13 protein-coding genes are annotated in these 15,230 nt (G+C 68.7%); 4 read left to right on the top strand and 9 right to left on the bottom strand.

What is annotated here, in order from left to right; genetic code table 11:
- Positions 1-11 precede the first annotated feature (11 nt).
- Positions 12-791 (bottom strand): HpcH/HpaI aldolase family protein, encoded by a 780-nt coding sequence (locus tag LXN01_RS05700; RefSeq protein WP_236863623.1) that lies wholly within the window; start codon positions 789-791, stop codon positions 12-14.
- Between the two features lie 87 nt (positions 792-878).
- Here LXN01_RS05700 and LXN01_RS05695 point away from each other — a divergent pair, with 87 nt between their 5' ends.
- The gene (locus LXN01_RS05695; RefSeq protein ID WP_236863622.1) at positions 879-1,343 is read left to right on the top strand and encodes an isochorismatase family protein; all 465 of its coding nucleotides are present in this window, start codon (positions 879-881) and stop codon (positions 1,341-1,343) included.
- Between the two features lie 101 nt (positions 1,344-1,444).
- Here LXN01_RS05695 and LXN01_RS05690 read toward each other — a convergent pair whose 3' ends face one another.
- The 3 genes from LXN01_RS05690 to LXN01_RS05680 all read right to left on the bottom strand — a co-directional run bounded on the left by LXN01_RS05690 (position 1,445) and on the right by LXN01_RS05680 (position 4,730).
- Positions 1,445-2,464 (bottom strand): glycine betaine ABC transporter substrate-binding protein, encoded by a 1,020-nt coding sequence (locus LXN01_RS05690; protein ID WP_236863620.1) that lies wholly within the window; start codon positions 2,462-2,464, stop codon positions 1,445-1,447.
- Positions 2,465-2,558: 94 nt separating this feature from the next.
- Positions 2,559-3,416, bottom strand: coding sequence for an ABC transporter permease (locus LXN01_RS05685; protein ID WP_236863618.1), 858 nt, complete (start codon positions 3,414-3,416; stop codon positions 2,559-2,561).
- Positions 3,417-3,419: 3 nt separating this feature from the next.
- Complete coding sequence (locus LXN01_RS05680) at positions 3,420-4,730, bottom strand: quaternary amine ABC transporter ATP-binding protein (RefSeq protein WP_236863616.1); 1,311 nt, start codon at positions 4,728-4,730, stop codon at positions 3,420-3,422.
- A gap of 394 nt (positions 4,731-5,124) precedes the next feature.
- Between LXN01_RS05680 and aroD the strand changes: the two genes are divergently transcribed.
- Positions 5,125-5,919 carry a type I 3-dehydroquinate dehydratase gene (gene aroD, locus LXN01_RS05675; RefSeq protein ID WP_236863615.1) on the top strand — a complete coding sequence of 265 codons (795 nt, stop codon included), beginning with the start codon at positions 5,125-5,127 and terminating at the stop codon, positions 5,917-5,919.
- Positions 5,920-6,089: 170 nt separating this feature from the next.
- Here aroD and LXN01_RS05670 read toward each other — a convergent pair whose 3' ends face one another.
- From LXN01_RS05670 to LXN01_RS05650, 5 genes are all read right to left on the bottom strand, one after another.
- Entirely contained in the window at positions 6,090-8,441 is a 2,352-nt protein-coding gene (locus LXN01_RS05670) for a (Fe-S)-binding protein (protein ID WP_236863614.1), read from the bottom strand.
- Positions 8,442-8,603: 162 nt separating this feature from the next.
- Positions 8,604-8,918 carry a DUF4235 domain-containing protein gene (locus tag LXN01_RS05665; RefSeq protein WP_236863613.1) on the bottom strand — a complete coding sequence of 105 codons (315 nt, stop codon included), beginning with the start codon at positions 8,916-8,918 and terminating at the stop codon, positions 8,604-8,606.
- A 42-nt stretch (positions 8,919-8,960) separates the two neighbouring features.
- Positions 8,961-9,869 carry an aminodeoxychorismate lyase gene (locus tag LXN01_RS05660; RefSeq protein ID WP_236863612.1) on the bottom strand — a complete coding sequence of 303 codons (909 nt, stop codon included), beginning with the start codon at positions 9,867-9,869 and terminating at the stop codon, positions 8,961-8,963.
- 119 nt (positions 9,870-9,988) lie between these two features.
- On the bottom strand, positions 9,989-11,089 hold the full coding sequence (locus LXN01_RS05655; RefSeq protein ID WP_236863611.1) for a VIT1/CCC1 transporter family protein: 1,101 nt from the start codon (positions 11,087-11,089) through the stop codon (positions 9,989-9,991).
- Between the two features lie 106 nt (positions 11,090-11,195).
- Complete coding sequence (locus tag LXN01_RS05650; RefSeq protein ID WP_236863610.1) at positions 11,196-12,176, bottom strand: aldose epimerase family protein; 981 nt, start codon at positions 12,174-12,176, stop codon at positions 11,196-11,198.
- Between the two features lie 142 nt (positions 12,177-12,318).
- Here LXN01_RS05650 and LXN01_RS05645 point away from each other — a divergent pair, with 142 nt between their 5' ends.
- Together LXN01_RS05645 and LXN01_RS05640 are read left to right on the top strand one after the other, a co-directional pair.
- The gene (locus tag LXN01_RS05645) at positions 12,319-12,768 is read left to right on the top strand and encodes a DUF3817 domain-containing protein (RefSeq protein WP_236863609.1); all 450 of its coding nucleotides are present in this window, start codon (positions 12,319-12,321) and stop codon (positions 12,766-12,768) included.
- Positions 12,769-13,000: 232 nt separating this feature from the next.
- Positions 13,001-15,001: a flotillin family protein gene (locus tag LXN01_RS05640; RefSeq protein WP_236863607.1), complete on the top strand. Its 2,001-nt coding sequence runs from the start codon at positions 13,001-13,003 to the stop codon at positions 14,999-15,001.
- The last annotated feature ends 229 nt before the right edge of the window (positions 15,002-15,230 follow it).

Raw genomic sequence — 15,230 nt, 5'->3', positions numbered from 1 at the left:
GGGAGCGCTCGTCAGCCCCGGTGCCAGGACCTCATCTGAGTGAGCTTCGAGCTCAGTCCCTGCTGGAAGATCGCGACATCGGCGCTGTGGGAGATGACCTGGAACCCCTCGGCGATCGCCGCCTGCGTCAGCCCGTCGTCGCCGGAGAAGATGCCGGCAGCCTTGCCGGCATCGCGTGCGGCAGCGCCGACGCGTGCGAGGGCGCTGCGGAAGGCCGGACTGGAGACATCCCCGGGGTAGCCGAGGTTGGTGCTGAGGTCGAGCGGACCCACGAAGAGCACGTCGACCCCGTCGACAGCGGCGATCTCGTCGACATTGGCGACCGCCTCGGGCGTCTCGATCTGCGTGAGCAGAACCGTCGAGGCATTGGCCTCGGCCTGCCGCCGGGACGGGTCGCCGCCGGTGTAGAGATCGTGGGCGATGCCGAAGGCGGAGCCGCGGGTGCCGACGGGCGGGTACTTCATCCACTGCACCAGGATGGCGGCCTGCTCGGCCGTGTTGACGTAGGGGACCATGATGCCCTCGGCGCCGGCGTCGAGCGCCCCGCTGACGAGGTGCTGAGCCGAGCCGATGATGCGGACGAACGAGGCGATCTCCTCCCGGCGCGACACGGCCAGGGCGGGCCGGATCCGGTCGAGCGACCACCCGGTGTGCTCGAGGTCGTAGAGCACCCAGTCCGCTCCGGCACGGGCGGCCAGCGGGCCGATTCCCTCCGCGGCGAATTCGAGGACGAAGGTGCCCAGTGACAGCTCCCCTTCGGCCAGCTGCCGACGGAAGTTCGCGGTCGTCATGTGATGTCCTTCGAGTCGGGGATGGGGAAGCGCGGCCGGACCCACAGGCGGGCCGCCCGCCAGTCCATGCTATGGCATGCTGATGGAATGGATGCACTGATGGTGATGAACACGGAGAGCGCCCGCGCGCAGGCCTCGGGGATCGAGAAGGTCCTCGGCGATATCGTCGCGCGCGCCAGGACCACCGGCGGTGTGCTCGTGCTGCTGTCGGCCCCGGTTCCCCCGGACGCGCCGGAGCAGCCGGAATCGGTGTTCGGCACGACCGAGGAGGACCTGGGGCTGGTGTCCACCGCCGCCGACGCGTTCGAAGGCGTCGACGAGCTGGCTCCGGCACTGCACGACCTGAACATCGACCGCGTCATCATCGGCGGGGTCGATGTGCAGAGCTCGGTGCAGCAGACGGCGATGGCAGGTCTGGCCTGCAACTTCGATGTCGTCGTGCTGCGCGACGGGACCGTGGACCTCGCCGGCGGCCCTGTCGACTGGTTCCCCACCGCCGAGGCGGCCGGCGCCATGGTCAAGGACGTCGCCGATGTCTGGCTCCGGATGTAGATGTCTGGCTCCGGACAGAGTCGGGTGAATGGCCGAAGGCCGGGTTCGCATGCTGCGAACCCGGCCTTCTCTCATGCCGCTAATCTCATGGTGCCGGGGACTCAGGCGCCGCTGAGTGCGCCGGCCTTCCAGTCATCGATGAAGTCCTGGTTGTCGGCGACCCATTCGTCGACCGCGGCATCGTTGTTCTCGCCGCCGTGGCCCTCCTCGGAGAACATGACGTTCTCCAGGCTGGAGAGGTGCTCGTCGTCGAGGACGAGGTTCTTCAGCAGCTGGGAGACCTTCGGGTTCTCCTCGGTGAAGCCGGTGCGGGAGAAGTTGTAGATCACCTCGGCACCGCCCATCGCGCCCTCCGGGTCCTCGAGGTCGCGGACCGGGAACGCGTCGTACGCCCAGTGCGGGCGCCACAGGGTGACGGCGATGTTGTCTCCGGAGTCGACGGCGGACTGGAGCTCGGAGAGCATCGCCGGAGTCGAGGACACGACGAACTCGTAGTCCTCGAGCCCGTAGGTCGGGATCGCGGATTCCTGGGTGGTCTTGGTCAGACCGGCGCCGGGCTCGATGCCGACGATGCGGTTGCCGTACTCGTCGCCCATCTCAGCGAGGTCGGCGATCGACTGGGCGGGGGAGTCCTCGTTGACCGCGATGGTCAGCTTGGCGTTGTTGTACCAGCAGCCCTGTGCCTCGAGATCCTCGCCGTACTGCTCGATGTAGTCGGCGTGAGTCAGCGGGAGCCATGCGTCCATCAGGAAGTCGATGTCGCCCTGAGCGACGCCGGTGAACCCGGGCGCTGCCTCGAAGGCCTGCACGTCGACGGTGTAGCCGTCCTCCTCGAGCACGTGCTTGGTCAGGTGGGCGGCGGCGAATGATTCGTCCCAGCCGTTGAAGGCGCCGATGGTGATGTCCGTGGTGGCGTCGGCCTCCATCCCGGTGGTGTCAGCGGATTCCGCTCCCGGAGTGCAGTCCGCCCAATCCTCGGCGGCGGTCTCCTCGCCACCTCCGGCGGGCTCTCCGCCGCCTTCGTTCGAGGCGCCGCCCTCGTTGGACGCGCCGCATGCCGACAGTGCGAGCAGGGATGCGGCCGCCAGGCCGCCGATCTGTGTCATACGTGTGAGTTTCATGTTCTCTCCTTCGTGTCAGGTGCTGGATGCGAGTGACGGAGTGGGGACGGACCGGCCGGAGTCGATGTTGGGTCCACGACCGCGTCGCGCCGCGTCAGGCGGTCTTGGCCGGGGTCAGGTTGCTGCGGGAGCCGAAGGCCGCGGTGACCCGGTCGAGGTAGACGGCGATGATGACGACAGCCAGGCCGGACTCGATTCCCAGCGACACGTTGAGCGAGCTGATCGAGCCGGTGACTGCGCCGCCGAGGCCCTGCGCGCCGGCCATGCCCGCGAGGACGACCATCGACAGGGCGAGCATGATGACCTGGTTGACGCCGGCCATGATGGTGGGCATCGCCAGCGGCACCTGGATCCTGCCGAGGATGTGACCGGGACTGGCGCCGAATGCCTGCCCCGCCTCGACGACCTCCCGATCGACCTGACGGATGGCGAGCTCGGTGAGCCGCACGCCGGGAGGCAGGGCGAAGATCAGGGTGGCGATCGCGCCGGGTACGGGCCCGATGCCGAAGATCACGATGATCGGCACGAGGTAGGCCAGCGCCGGCATCGACTGCATGAAGTCGAGGACCGGCTTGACGACGGTGGATACGATCTGGGACTTCGCCGCGAGGATGCCCAGCGGGATGGAGATCAGCAGCGCGAAGAGGACCGCCACGATCACCAGGGCCAGGGTCTGCATCGAGTTGCCCCACTGGTCGAGGGCGCGGATGAGGTAGAAGCCGAGCACTGTGAACAGGGCCAGCTTCCAGCCTGCTGCGAACCACGCAATGGCCGCCAGGATGACGATCATGACCAGGTACACCGGCGCCGACAGGGCCGACTCCAGAGAGTTGTACAGGCCGCCGAGCACGAGGGAGACGAAGCTCAGCAGCCAGGCGAACGCATCCTGGAACCAGTCGAGGAACGATTCTGCCCAGTCGCCGAGCGGAATCCGGGGGTTGAGGAAATCCATGCGTCAGGCTCCCTTCTCGTCGGCGGCTTCGGCTCCGACGGAGGAGCCGCGGACAGTGGGTTGGGGCGTCGCGGAGAAGTCGGCGTCCGCCGGTGTGGCATCGAGGGTGCCGACGGCCGGCATCTCCCCGGTGGACGGCCCGACAGAGGCCATCGAGTTCAGGAGGGCGATGCGCGGCACGACGCCCAGCAGCTTGTTGGTCTCGTCGACGACCGCAAGCGGGACGCGTGAGGCCGAGCTGGGGGCGAAGAGCTCCGAGAGCGGGGTGTCGGCACCGACCGTGAGCACGCCGCTCGTCTCGATGAGACTCCGGAGGTCGCGGACACCCTCGCGGGCCGCGCTCACGACTGCGCGGTCGGTGACCATGCCGAGGAGGGTGCGGGAGCGGTCGGTGACGAGCAGCGCGGAGGACCGCGCCTCCTCCATCGTCTTGATCGCGACCCGCGGACCGGCCGTGTCGGTGATCACCGCATCCGGCGTGCGCATGATCGACGAGGCGGTGAGCACGCGGGCGCGGTCCACGTCCTGGACGAAGTTGGCGATGTAATCATCAGCGGGGTCGGTGAGGATCTCCTCGGCGGTGCCGATCTGGATGATGCGACCGTCGCGCATGACCGCGATCCTGTCACCCAGGTACATGGCCTCGTTGAGGTCGTGGGTGATGAAGATGACGGTCTTGTTGAGGTTCGCCTGCAGCTCGACGAGCTGATCCTGCATCTCGCGGCGGATCAGCGGGTCGAGGGCGGAGAACGCCTCGTCCATCAGCAGCACATCGGTCTCTGCGACGAGGGCGCGGGCGAGGCCGACTCGCTGCTGCATGCCGCCGGAGAGCTGACCGGGGAGCTTGTCGCCCCAGCCGCCGAGCCCGACCACATCGAGCCAATGATCGGCTCGTTCCAGCCGGTCGGCCTTGGGGACCTTCTTGATCTCGAGGGCGTAGGCGGCGTTCTCCCGGACCGTGCGGTGCGGCAGCAGCGCGAAGTGCTGGAACACCATCGAGATGTTGTCAGCCCTGAGCCGGCGCAGCTGCTTGGCGTCCATCCGGGAGATGTCCTGGCCGTTGATCTCGATCGATCCGGCGGTCGGGGTCCAGAGGCCGTTGATCATCCGGATGAGCGTGGACTTGCCCGATCCGGACAGGCCCATGACGACGAAGGTCTCGCCCTTCTCGACTTCGAAGCTCGCGTCGATGACGGCAGCGGTTCCGAGCCTCCGGAGCTCGTCGCGGGATCTGCCGAGGTTCAGCTGCTCGACGACTTCCTTCCCCTGTCTGCCGAAGATCTTGTAGACGTGGGAGGCGCGGACGACTGCCACAGCGGTGACCTTTCTGTTGGAGACAGGAACAGGTGCAACCCGGGTGCGCGGCAGCAGAGAAGACGCTGATCTGCGAAGACGATGATGGCCGCGATGCCGGGACGCACGGTTGGCGCTGGCCCGAGTCTAGGTAATATGCCCGTCCGATTCGCCGTTCTTCCCCCTCTCGAGCCTGTGCGGGAACTGCCGATCAACTTACAGTAGCGCTCCTGATCAGTGATGATGCCCGCATCCGGGATCGTTGTCCTTTCGTTATGGCAGGTGCGCCGAGGTGGGGGCGGCGCTGCGGATTCACGAGCAGCTCGTGCCCCGCCGGAGGAAGCTCGTGCCCCGCCGGAGGAGATGAGAGAGGGGCATTGGGGGTGGGAGTGCGTTCGCGGCTAGAGTTTGAGTCATGAAATCATTGCCTTTTGTTCCTGCGGACGTCTTTCCCGCGGTCATCGTCCCTCTGACCCCCCGGGACGCGGCCGAGTTGGCGGACCAGGCCGCTCGCGCCGCCGCCACCGAGGGCGTCGACGTCATCGAATGGCGCGTCGATGCCCTCGACGAGATCCGGCAGAGCGAGGAACTCGGCGTCGACGGACTCGACGCGGTCCGGGCTGCCGTCACCGCCGGATGGGAGGCGCTGCAGTCTGCCGCGTCCGACCTGCCGGTGCTCATGACGCTGCGCACCACCATCGAGGGCGGGTACGCCCCGGTCACTGAAGAGGCGTACGCGGCGCTGCTCGACTTCTTCATCGGGCTGGGGCCAACCGCTGTCGACATCGAGTTCCAGCGCACGGCCGCGGAGGACCTCATCGCCCGCGCCGCCGCCGCCGAGGTGTGCTCCTTCGCCTCGTTCCACGACTTCGAGCAGACCCCGCCGGCCGAGCACCTGATCCGCCTGATGGCGCGCATGGAGAAGGCGGGCGCGAACGTCGCCAAGATCGCGGTGATGCCCAATCACCGCACCGACGTCCTCGAGGTGCTCAGTGTGGCCGACAGGGCGCAGGCGACGCTGCCGATTCCGGTGGTGGCGATTGCGATGGGCCGGCTGGGCAAGGCCACGCGGCTGGTGGGCGGAGAATTCGGCTCGGCCGCGACCTTCGCCGCGGTCGGCGAGATCTCCGCACCCGGCCAGCTGCGCGTTCCGCACGTGCTTGCGGCGCTCGAGTCGCTCCGCGCGGACGAGGAGCAGACGGAGGCCTGAAGCCGGCACCGGCCTCGGCCGTGCTCGCAGCGCCTCATCCGCGCCGGGTCGCGCTCGACTCCGCGCAAGGTCATGCTCGGCTCCGCCGCTGAGGATGCCGAAGGCCCCGGAACCATGCAGGTTCCGGGGCCTTCGTCCGGCCGGTTCGGTCGGTTCTCAGCGCGCTGCCGTCACACCGGAACCTTCTCGGTGTCCGGAGCTGCCGGACCCTGACCGCGCTTGATGCCTGCCAGCAGCATCTGAGCGACGTCGAGGACTTCGACGCCCTCGGACGCATTGCCCTCGGACTGCTCCTGGGTCAGGCCGTCGGACAGCATGACGCGGCAGAAGGGGCAGCCGATCGCGATCTGCTCCGCGCCCGTGGCCACGGCCTCCTTGGTGCGGTTGATGTTGATCCGCGAGCCGATGGTCTCCTCCATCCACATGCGAGCACCGCCGGCGCCGCAGCAGAACGACCGCTCCTGGGAGCGCTCCATCTCGCGGTACTCGACGCCCGGCAGGGAGCCGATGAGCTCGCGCGGCGGGGAGTAGATGCCGTTGTGGCGGCCCAGGTAGCAGGGGTCGTGGTAGGTGACCGGAGTGGTGACCTGCTCGCCCTCGGCCGGGGCCACCGGGACGAGGCGCTTCTCGCGGACCAGCTTGTTGAGCAGCTGCGTGTGGTGGACGACCTCGAACTTGCCGCCCAGCTGCGGGTACTCATTGGCGATCGTGTTGAAGCAGTGGGCGCAGGTCACCACGATCTTGCGGGCCTTCATCTCGTTGAGGACCTCGACGTTGGCCTGGGCCAGCATCTGGAACAGGAACTCGTTGCCCGCACGGCGCGCGGGGTCACCGGTGCAGGACTCGCCGTCGCCGAGCACCGCGAAGTCGACCTCGGCATGGTGGAGGAGCTCGGCCACCGCGCGGGTGGTCTTCATCGCACGGTCCTCGAACGCTCCGGCGCAGCCGACCCAGAACAGGTATTCGGTCTCCCCCAGGTCCTCGATGTCTGCGCCGACCTGCTTGACCTCGAAGTCGAGGTCCTTGGCCCATTCCATGCGCTTGCGCTGGGACATGCCCCACGGGTTCTGCTTGTTCTCGAGGTTCTTGAACAGGCCGGACAGCTCGGTCGGGAACGCCGATTCGATGAGCACCTGGTAGCGGCGCATGTCGACGAAGTGGTCGACGTGCTCGATGTCGACCGGGCACTGCTCGACGCAGGCGCCGCAGGTGGTGCAGGCCCACAGGGCGTCGGGATCGATGACGCCCAGCTCGGTGAGCTCCTCGACGTCCTGGGCTCCGACCAGCGGGCGGACCGCCTCGGTCTGCGCGACCTCCGACAGAGTGCCGAGCAGGTCGAGGTTCTCATGCGGGTCGCTGATGGCGTTGTAGGCCGCCAGCTCCTTGGCGTGAGCCTTCTGAGCCTTGCGATCAGCGTCCTCGGGCAGCGGCGCGGGCGGTGTCGCCTGGTCCTGAGCCTTCTGGGCGGCCTGCAGCCAGGGCGCCTTGGCGTTGGCGTGGTTGCGCAGGCTCATGATCATGAGCTTGGGGCTCAGCGGCTTCTCGGTGTTCCACGCCGGGCACTGGCTCTGGCAGCGACCGCACTCGGTGCAGGTGGAGAAGTCGAGCAGGCCCTTCCAGGTGAAGTCCTCGACCTTGCCCACGCCGAGCGCGACGTCCTCGTCCATCTCCTCCATGTTCTCGAAGTCGATGTCCTCGCCGTTGTGCTTCATCGGCTGCAGGGGGCCGAGGGACACCTTGCCATCGGCGTGGCGCTTGAACCAGATGTTGAAGAACGCGAGGAACCGGTGCCATGCCACGCCCATCGTCGGGGTGAGGGCGACGGTGACCATCCACGCGTAGGAGATCAGGATCTTGATGAGTGCGATGACGACGATCAGCGCTTCGACGGCACCCGTCGAGAGTCCCGAGAACAGCTCGCCGATCCAGAAGGTCAGCGGGAAGTGGAGGACCAGGTTCTCCTGTCCCGCCCGTCCCTGGAGCACGTACTCCAGTCCGCGCAGCAGGGCGATGCACAGGGCGACGCCGAGGATGGTGAACTCGACGTAGTAGGCCTCCCAGAAGGTCGACCCGAAGAATCGGGATTTGCGGTCGAGCTTGCGCGGGTGCTTCTGCTGGCGGATGACGATGAGCGCGATGATGCCGATCAGCCCGGTGACCGCGAAGAACTCGGTGATCCACTCGTACGGGAAGAAGTGGCCGATGAGCGGGAGCACCGCGTGCGGATCGAACAGCTGCATCGTCGCCTGGGCGAGGGTCAGCACCAGCACGCCGAACGAGATCATCGTGAACCAGTGGGCGATCGCGACGATCGGCAGCTTGGCCATCCTCGTGTGGCCGAGGAACTCGCGGAACAGCGTGGCGGTTCGCAGGCCGGCCTGCGATGTCCGCTCGCCCTTGGCCGTCGGAGCTCCGAGCCGGAAGTAGCTGACGAACTTCCCGGCGCGGGTCAGGAACATGCTCCAGCCGATGATTGTCGCTGCGACGCCGATGACGATCGCGACGATCTGGAGGGGGTGCATGGTAAAGCCTCCCGAGTGGCCCGAGTCTCACTCGGGCATGGATACAGTTATGTGTCAATCATGACGCTGCGCTCAGACTACTGTAGCCGGGGCCTGAACGAATGTTAAAAGTCGTCCGGGCCCCGGCTGCAGGGTGCGAGCAGTGCTGGGGTGAGAGGCGGCTCAGGCCTTCTTGTCACCGCGCGCGACCGGCGCGTCGCTGCGCAGCTTCTTGGGCAGCGAGTCCTCGCCGAAGTTCTTGCGCACGGTGCTGGCGGCGGCCCGCTGGACGACCAGCTGCACCACGGCCATGCCGACGCCGGACACGATCGTCCAGGCCAGCGCCTCGCCGAGGCCGACCTCGTCGTCCTGAGTGTTCACCGGCACCGGCTTGTGGGTGGTCTTCTCCCACGCCAGCCCCAGCACCTTCCGGGCGCCGAAGGCGGCCAGCGCCGCTCCGCCCACACCGATGATCTGCCACGCGATTCGTCCGCCCATGATTGCCCCCTCGGGAATCGAAAACTGTGTCTCGGGGCCAGCCTAGACCTTCTGAGTCGAATCGGCGTCGATCTGCAGCACCCAGTCGGTCATCCGCGTGCCGAGCTCGTCGTTGCGCGCCAGCTCCACCCCGTCGAGCGTCCGGATCGGAACGCACAGGCGAGCCGAGGACGTCAGCCACACGCCGTCGCCCGCCGTCAGGTCCTCGACGCGCAGATCCGCGTAGGTGCACTCGAAACCCGCTGCCGCCGCGCGGGCGAAGACCGTCTGCTGCGTGGTGCCGTGAAGCAGTCCCGCCTTCGGATCCGGAGTCAGCAGGCGGTTGCCGCGCTGCACGATGACGTTCGAGGTCGGTCCCTCGAGGACGAAGCCGTCGTGGGAGACGTAGAGGACTTCGTCCGCGCCCTGCGCGGCCGCCCACCGGCCCGCTGCCTGATTCGCGGCGTAGGACAGGGTCTTGGCGCCCACCAGCATCCATGGCGCGTTCTGCCCGAAGTAGGCCACGTATCCGCGGTCGAGGGTGATGGCGGCGATGCCCTCGCGCCGCTGCCGGGCGAAAGCGGGATCGAGCGGAATCGACAGCGCCCAGCCGCTCGGATGATCGACGCCGCGGGACATCGTGTAGCGGACCGAGAAGGCCTCGATATCCGGGTGGCGGCTGACGTGCTCGGCGATCACCGCGTCGAGCGCCTCGTGCCAGAGCCGCTCATCCGGCTCCGGCAGCTCCAGCATCTGTGCCGAGGATCGGAAGCGGGAGAAATGGGGCCCGCGCGCGTGCACGTGGCCGCCGCCGTCGTGCACGGTGACGAGGACGGTTTCGAAGATCCCGTCGCCGCGATGCGGAGCCAGATCGTCCACTCGCAGGTGAGCGGCGGTGGGGTCGACCAGCGAGAAGGTCCCGGCCGAGGGGTCGATGAGGGCAAGGCTCTCCGAGGCAGTGTTTGACGTCATGGCCGTCATGATAGACGGCGGCGCAGGCAGTGGGCTGCCGCGCGGACCAAAAGGTTACACAACCCAGCGCGGGACTGCCGGCCGACACGCCGAGGTGAAGCGCGCCTCGGGACGGGAGGTCAGGCCGCGACCGAGCCGAAGGCCAGGCCGAGCACGAAGGTCACCGCGGCCGCCCCGTATCCGATCGCCAGCTGGCGCAGTGCCCGCGGCAGCGGCGCCCGTCCCGAGAGCACGCCGGTGATGCCGCCGGTCACGAGCAGGGCGAGTCCGACCAGCACCGTCGCAGTGACGATTGCTGCGATGCCCGTCATGCCGAAGATGTAGGGCACGATCGGGATCACCGCGCCCGAGGCGAAGAAGCAGAACGAGGAGGCTGCGGCTCCCAGCCCTGTTCCGAGCTCCTCGTGCTCGGGGGCCTGGAGTGCCGAGGGGGCCCGGCTGCTCCAGCCCGGGTCTCCTGCTGCATCGATGGCGTTCGCCGCGGCCTCCTCGGCTTCCCCGGCGGTCATGCCGCGGGCGCGGTACACCAGGGCGAGCTCATTCTGATCGATGTCGAGGGCGCCGATCACCGAGTGGGTCTCCGGGTTCGGGGTCGAGGCGTCGAGCAGCTCCCGCTGGGAGCGCACCGACACGTACTCCCCGGCGCCCATCGAGAGCGCTCCGGCGAGCAGGCCGGAGATGCCGGTGAGCAGGATCGTCGCCGGGGGGAGCCCCGCACCGCCGACGCCGAGCACGAGGGCGAGGTTGGACACCAGCCCGTCGTTGGCGCCGAACACGGCGGCTCGGAAATTGCCCGACAGGCGCGCTCGCGAGCGGGCGGCCAGGGCGCGCACCACCTCGGCGTGGATCTTCTCGTCCGCGGCCATCGCGTCGGTGGCGTACCAGTCCTCGTCATAGGGAGAGCTCGTCTCCGACTGCTGAGCCAGGGCGAGGATGAAGACCGACCCGAACAGGCTCCCGAGAGCGGAGAGGATGAGCGTGCCGAGGTCGGGGAAGCGACGTCTTCCGGCGTGCTCGCCGAGCAGGTCGATCCAGTGCTGCTGATGCCGGTGCTCCGCCTCGACCAGTCGCAGCAGGATCTCGCGCTCCTCGCCGGACTTGCGCTCGGCCAGGCCGCGGTAGACGCGCTCCTCGAGGCGTTCGTTGGCGAGATGCCGTTGCCACCTGCGGATCAGTCGCGGGTGGGGTTCGGGCGGGGCGGGTCTGCGTTCAACGGGCACGCGACAAGTCTAGGAAGAATCGGGGTTTCCTTCAACACTTGCGCAACTGGTTGATTGACGCGTGCACGTCGTCTGCCTTCAGCCCCCAGCCTTCAGCCCCCAGCCTTCAGCTCTGGGCGACCGTCAGCCGCATCCGGAGCGCGTCGCTGGTCGACAGCGGCCTGCTGATGCGCGCCGGCTCGACGCAGACGAAGCCGCGGTGCGCCTCGGCGGTGGTGTCGGCCAGGCCGTGGGCGGGATTCCAGACGACGGCGTCCGAGGCGTTGGTGCGCAGGTGGATCGTGCGCGCGAGGACGGGATCGTGGATGCGCAGAGTGCTCTCGGCTGCGGACCTGCCAGTCCCGGAGTCGCCCGTGGCGGAGTTGCCCGTGGCGGAGTCGCCCGTCGCGGAGTCGCCCGTGGCGGACCCGCTCAGGCTGTAGACCCGGTCGATCCCTCCGGGCGGGAAGTCGCGCGGCTCCTCGGTGATGCCGGTGACGGTCGTCCGGGCGGAGTCGCCGACCCGGAAGTACGCGTGCAGTGCGGCCGTCGGCGCGAAGTCGAGATCCGGGGTGGCGGCGTGGCGCAGCTCGATCTCCAATCCGTCGTCCAGGCAGACGGTGACATCGGCGCGGCCATCCCGATGATCGAGGGACAGGGTGACGATGGCGGCGGTCTCCGTGACGGTGGCGGTCTCGACGCTCCAGCGGCTGATCCGCGCCCAACCGTGCTGCGGCTGGGCGGCGGGTCCGAACCACGGCCAGCACACGGGCACCCCACCGCGGATCGCTGTGGTGGCGTCGAAGGCGGCCTGCGAGGAGGTGAACAGGACCTCGCGGGCGGCATCGGCGGGCCGATAGGCGAGCACCTGGGCGCCGAACTCGGAGACCACTGCGGTGGCGCCTCGGTATTCGAGCAGGAGCAGGTCCACCGAGCCCATGTGGGCGCGGGTGATCCGGCCGGCGTCGCTCGCGGCCAGTGGGGCCTGCGGAAGGCTGACGAAGTCCTCGGTGCTGAGCAGGTCGGCGGCCGCAGGGTCGGAGTGGGATCGCGTCGCTTCGTGGAGGGCGGCGGATTCGGGAGCGGGATCACGAGGAGTCGGGCGCATGATGGCAGTCTCCCAACTCATCTTGGGAGCTGTGTCGGAATCGGTGCGGCGCTTCTGTGATCGGAGATCAGAGTGCACTGTGATCGAGCAACCGCAGAGTGCGCTGTGATCGGGTCGCGAACGAGTCGGCGATACTTGTCGGGTGACTCCCAAGAAGCTCTTCACCCTCTTCGCCTTTGCCGAAGCCGTCACGTGGACGCTGCTGATCATCGGCATGATCCTCAAGTACGGCACGCGCACGACCGACGTCGGCGTCAGCATCGGCGGTGGCATCCACGGATTCGTCTTCCTGACCTACTGCGTCGTCACGGTGCTGGTGGGCACCTCGCAGCGCTGGCCCCTGGGCCTGACGGTCGTGGGGCTCCTGTGCGCCGTCGTGCCCTACGCGACCATCCCCTTCGAGATCAGCACCCGGCGGCAGGGCCTGCTGGAGGGGGACTGGCAGCTGGGTCGCGGCGGCCGGGCGCCGCGCAACTGGTTCGAGCGCCTGTGCGCCTGGGCGATCAGCCACCCCGCAGCCGCGGTGGTCGTCGGGCTCGCGGCAGTGGCGATCGTCTTCACCGTCCTGCTCCTCCTCGGACCCCCGGTCTGAGGAGGCTGAGGGCGCCTCGGGCCAGGACCCGGGTGACCGCGACCGGATCGGGCTGAGGAACGGGCGCCGGTGGCGAAGCCGGCACACCAGTCGTCGTGTGGCGAAGCCGGCACACCCGGTCGTCGTGTGCCTGAACCGGCACACCTCGGGGGCTTTCCCCATCCCGGCGGCGGGCCTTCGATAGTACTGTCGGAGTGCTGCACATTCCCCCGCTCCCTGTGAAAGGCCCACCATGCCGGACCTCCTGCTGCTGGTGATCATCGCGGTCATTGTGATCGTGGTCCTCGTCGGCATCTTCGTCCTCCTCCGCTCCTACAAGATCGCTTCGCCGTCGGAAGCTCTGATCATCACCGGCAAGGGCGCCTCCGGCGAGGACGTCGCCCACGGCGGCCGGGTCGTCATCGGCGGTCGCGCGGTCGTCTACCCGATCGTGCAGAAGGCCTTCATCCTGTCGCTGTCCTCGCGTCAGATCCAGGTCGAGATCGACGGCATCTCCATGAACGGCATCGCGCTGCGGCTGCGCGGCGTGGCCCAGGTCAAGGTCGGCGGCAACATCGACGATGTGCGCAAGGCCGCCCAGCGCTTCCTCGATCAGCAGCAGCAGATCGACCAGTACAGCCAGGAGATCCTCTCCGGCACCCTGCGCGCTGTTGTCGGCACGCTGACCGTCGAGCAGATCATCCAGGACCGCGCCTCCTTCGCGTCGCAGGTGCAGGCCGAGGCCGAGCACTCGATGAACAACCAGGGTCTGGTCATCGACACCTTCCAGATCTCGGCAGTCGAGGACGAGGGCTCCTACCTCGCCGACTGGGGCCGGCCGCAGGCCGCTCAGGTCGCCAAGAACGCCGCCATCGCCGAGGCGAACGCCCACCGCGAGGCCTCCGTCGTGCAGGCGCTGCAGAACGAGGAGACCCAGCGGCAGCAGGCGCTGACCGACCAGGCGATCGCCGAGCAGCAGCAGCAGCTCGCGATCCGCCGGGCCGAGCTCAAGGAGGAAGCGGATATTCGGCAGGCGCGTGCCGACAACGCCGGCCCGCTGTCCGCCGCAGAGGAGAACCAGAAGCTCCTGGAGAAGGAGCGCGTCGTCGCCAAGGAGCAGGCGGAGCTGCGCGCCGAGCAGCTGGAGGCCGAGGTCAAGCGACCCGCCGATGCGGAGAAGTACCGCCGCCAGGCCGAAGCCGATGCGAACGCCTACGAGATCGACTCCCGCGGACGCGCGCAGGCCGCGGCCGAGCTGCACCGCCGCGAGAAGGAGGCCGAGGCCGTCAGGCTCGAGGGCGAGGCGCAGGCCGCCGCCGAGCTCGCAAAGCGCTCCAAGGAGGCGGAGGCAGTGCGGCTGGCCGGTGAGGCCGAGGCCGCGGCCACCCGGGCTCGCGGTGAGGCCGACGCCGCCGCCGAGTTCGCCCGCCGTTCGAAGGACGCCGAGGCGGTGCGCCTCGAAGGTGATGCCGAGGCATCCTCGATCCGGGCCAGGGGCGACGCCGAGGCCGAGGCGCTGCGCGCCAGGGGTGCCGCCGAGGCCGCAGCCCTGGAGAAGCGGGCGCAGGCCTACCGCCACTTCAACGATGCCGCCGTCCTCAGCCAGGTCCTGCAGACCCTGCCGAGCCTGGCGGGCAAGCTCGTGGAGCCGTACGCCAACATCAAGGACCTGTCGATCGTCTCGACCGACGGGGAGTCGAAGCTCGCGCAGAGCATGTCGGCCAACCTGGCATCGGTGCTCGAAGTGCTGCGCGGCACCACCGGGGTCGATCTGGCCGACATGGTCAAGCGCGCATCCGGCAGGCCCGAGGGCTTCGGGCCGGCCGGCGCCTCGAAGTCGGCCTCGGAGGCGGCCAGCGCGATCTCCGACATCGTCGAGAAGTACACCTCGGGCAACCGGGCAGACAACCGTGCCCGGGGCGATGACGGCGCCCGCGGTGACGGCGCCCGCAGTGACAGTGCCCGCGGTGCCGGCGACGACAGGGGGCCGGTGGATCCGACCGGCGGTGCACGTGACGGCCAGGAGTTCGCTGCGGGTCTGAGCGCATTCGGCGAGGACGTGAAGCGCTCGACCGGCATCGACGTCAACGCCCTCATCGAGGAGGCGCTGAAATCCCGCCGTCGGAAGTCCGGGCCGACGCTCGACGGGGACGTCGACGACGCCGGGGGCTCCCCGGGCGGCTCCTCCGACGGCTCGAACCGCGGGGACTCCGACGATCCCGAAGGGGAGGGCGGCACCGGCGGCCGGTCCTGAGAGACGGGGCCAGCCCGGGTCGGGGTTCGAGCGGCCACCCGGCCCTATCGGCACTGTGCGACGCATTGGCACAGCGTGCGACCTTTCGAGGTCGCACGCTGAGTTCTATGTCGCACACAGGCGCGGTGTCCGTCGCACACAGGCGCGGCCTCTCGCCCGCGTCAGTCCGGCACCTCTCCTTACATATTAGTGATCACTGATGTAAAATGGATGCCTCAGCCAGCAGGGT

The sequence above is a fragment of the Brevibacterium daeguense genome (genome assembly GCF_021729135.1).
Classification (GTDB): Bacteria; Actinomycetota; Actinomycetes; order Actinomycetales; family Brevibacteriaceae; genus Brevibacterium; species Brevibacterium daeguense.
This window is presented reverse-complemented; position numbering and strand designations above follow the sequence as displayed.

Bases quoted from the DNA above. Each gene is read 5' to 3' on its own strand.
- LXN01_RS05700 (WP_236863623.1), bottom strand. From the start codon at position 791: ATGACGACCGCGAACTTCCGTCGGCAGCTGGCCGAAGGGGAGCTGTCA.
- LXN01_RS05695 (WP_236863622.1), top strand. From the start codon at position 879: ATGGATGCACTGATGGTGATGAACACGGAGAGCGCCCGCGCGCAGGCC.
- LXN01_RS05690 (WP_236863620.1), bottom strand. From the start codon at position 2,464: ATGAAACTCACACGTATGACACAGATCGGCGGCCTGGCGGCCGCATCC.
- LXN01_RS05685 (WP_236863618.1), bottom strand. From the start codon at position 3,416: ATGGATTTCCTCAACCCCCGGATTCCGCTCGGCGACTGGGCAGAATCG.
- aroD (WP_236863615.1), top strand. From the start codon at position 5,125: ATGAAATCATTGCCTTTTGTTCCTGCGGACGTCTTTCCCGCGGTCATC.
- LXN01_RS05670 (WP_236863614.1), bottom strand. From the start codon at position 8,441: ATGCACCCCCTCCAGATCGTCGCGATCGTCATCGGCGTCGCAGCGACA.
- LXN01_RS05665 (WP_236863613.1), bottom strand. From the start codon at position 8,918: ATGGGCGGACGAATCGCGTGGCAGATCATCGGTGTGGGCGGAGCGGCG.
- LXN01_RS05660 (WP_236863612.1), bottom strand. From the start codon at position 9,869: ATGACGTCAAACACTGCCTCGGAGAGCCTTGCCCTCATCGACCCCTCG.
- LXN01_RS05650 (WP_236863610.1), bottom strand. From the start codon at position 12,176: ATGCGCCCGACTCCTCGTGATCCCGCTCCCGAATCCGCCGCCCTCCAC.
- LXN01_RS05640 (WP_236863607.1), top strand. From the start codon at position 13,001: ATGCCGGACCTCCTGCTGCTGGTGATCATCGCGGTCATTGTGATCGTG.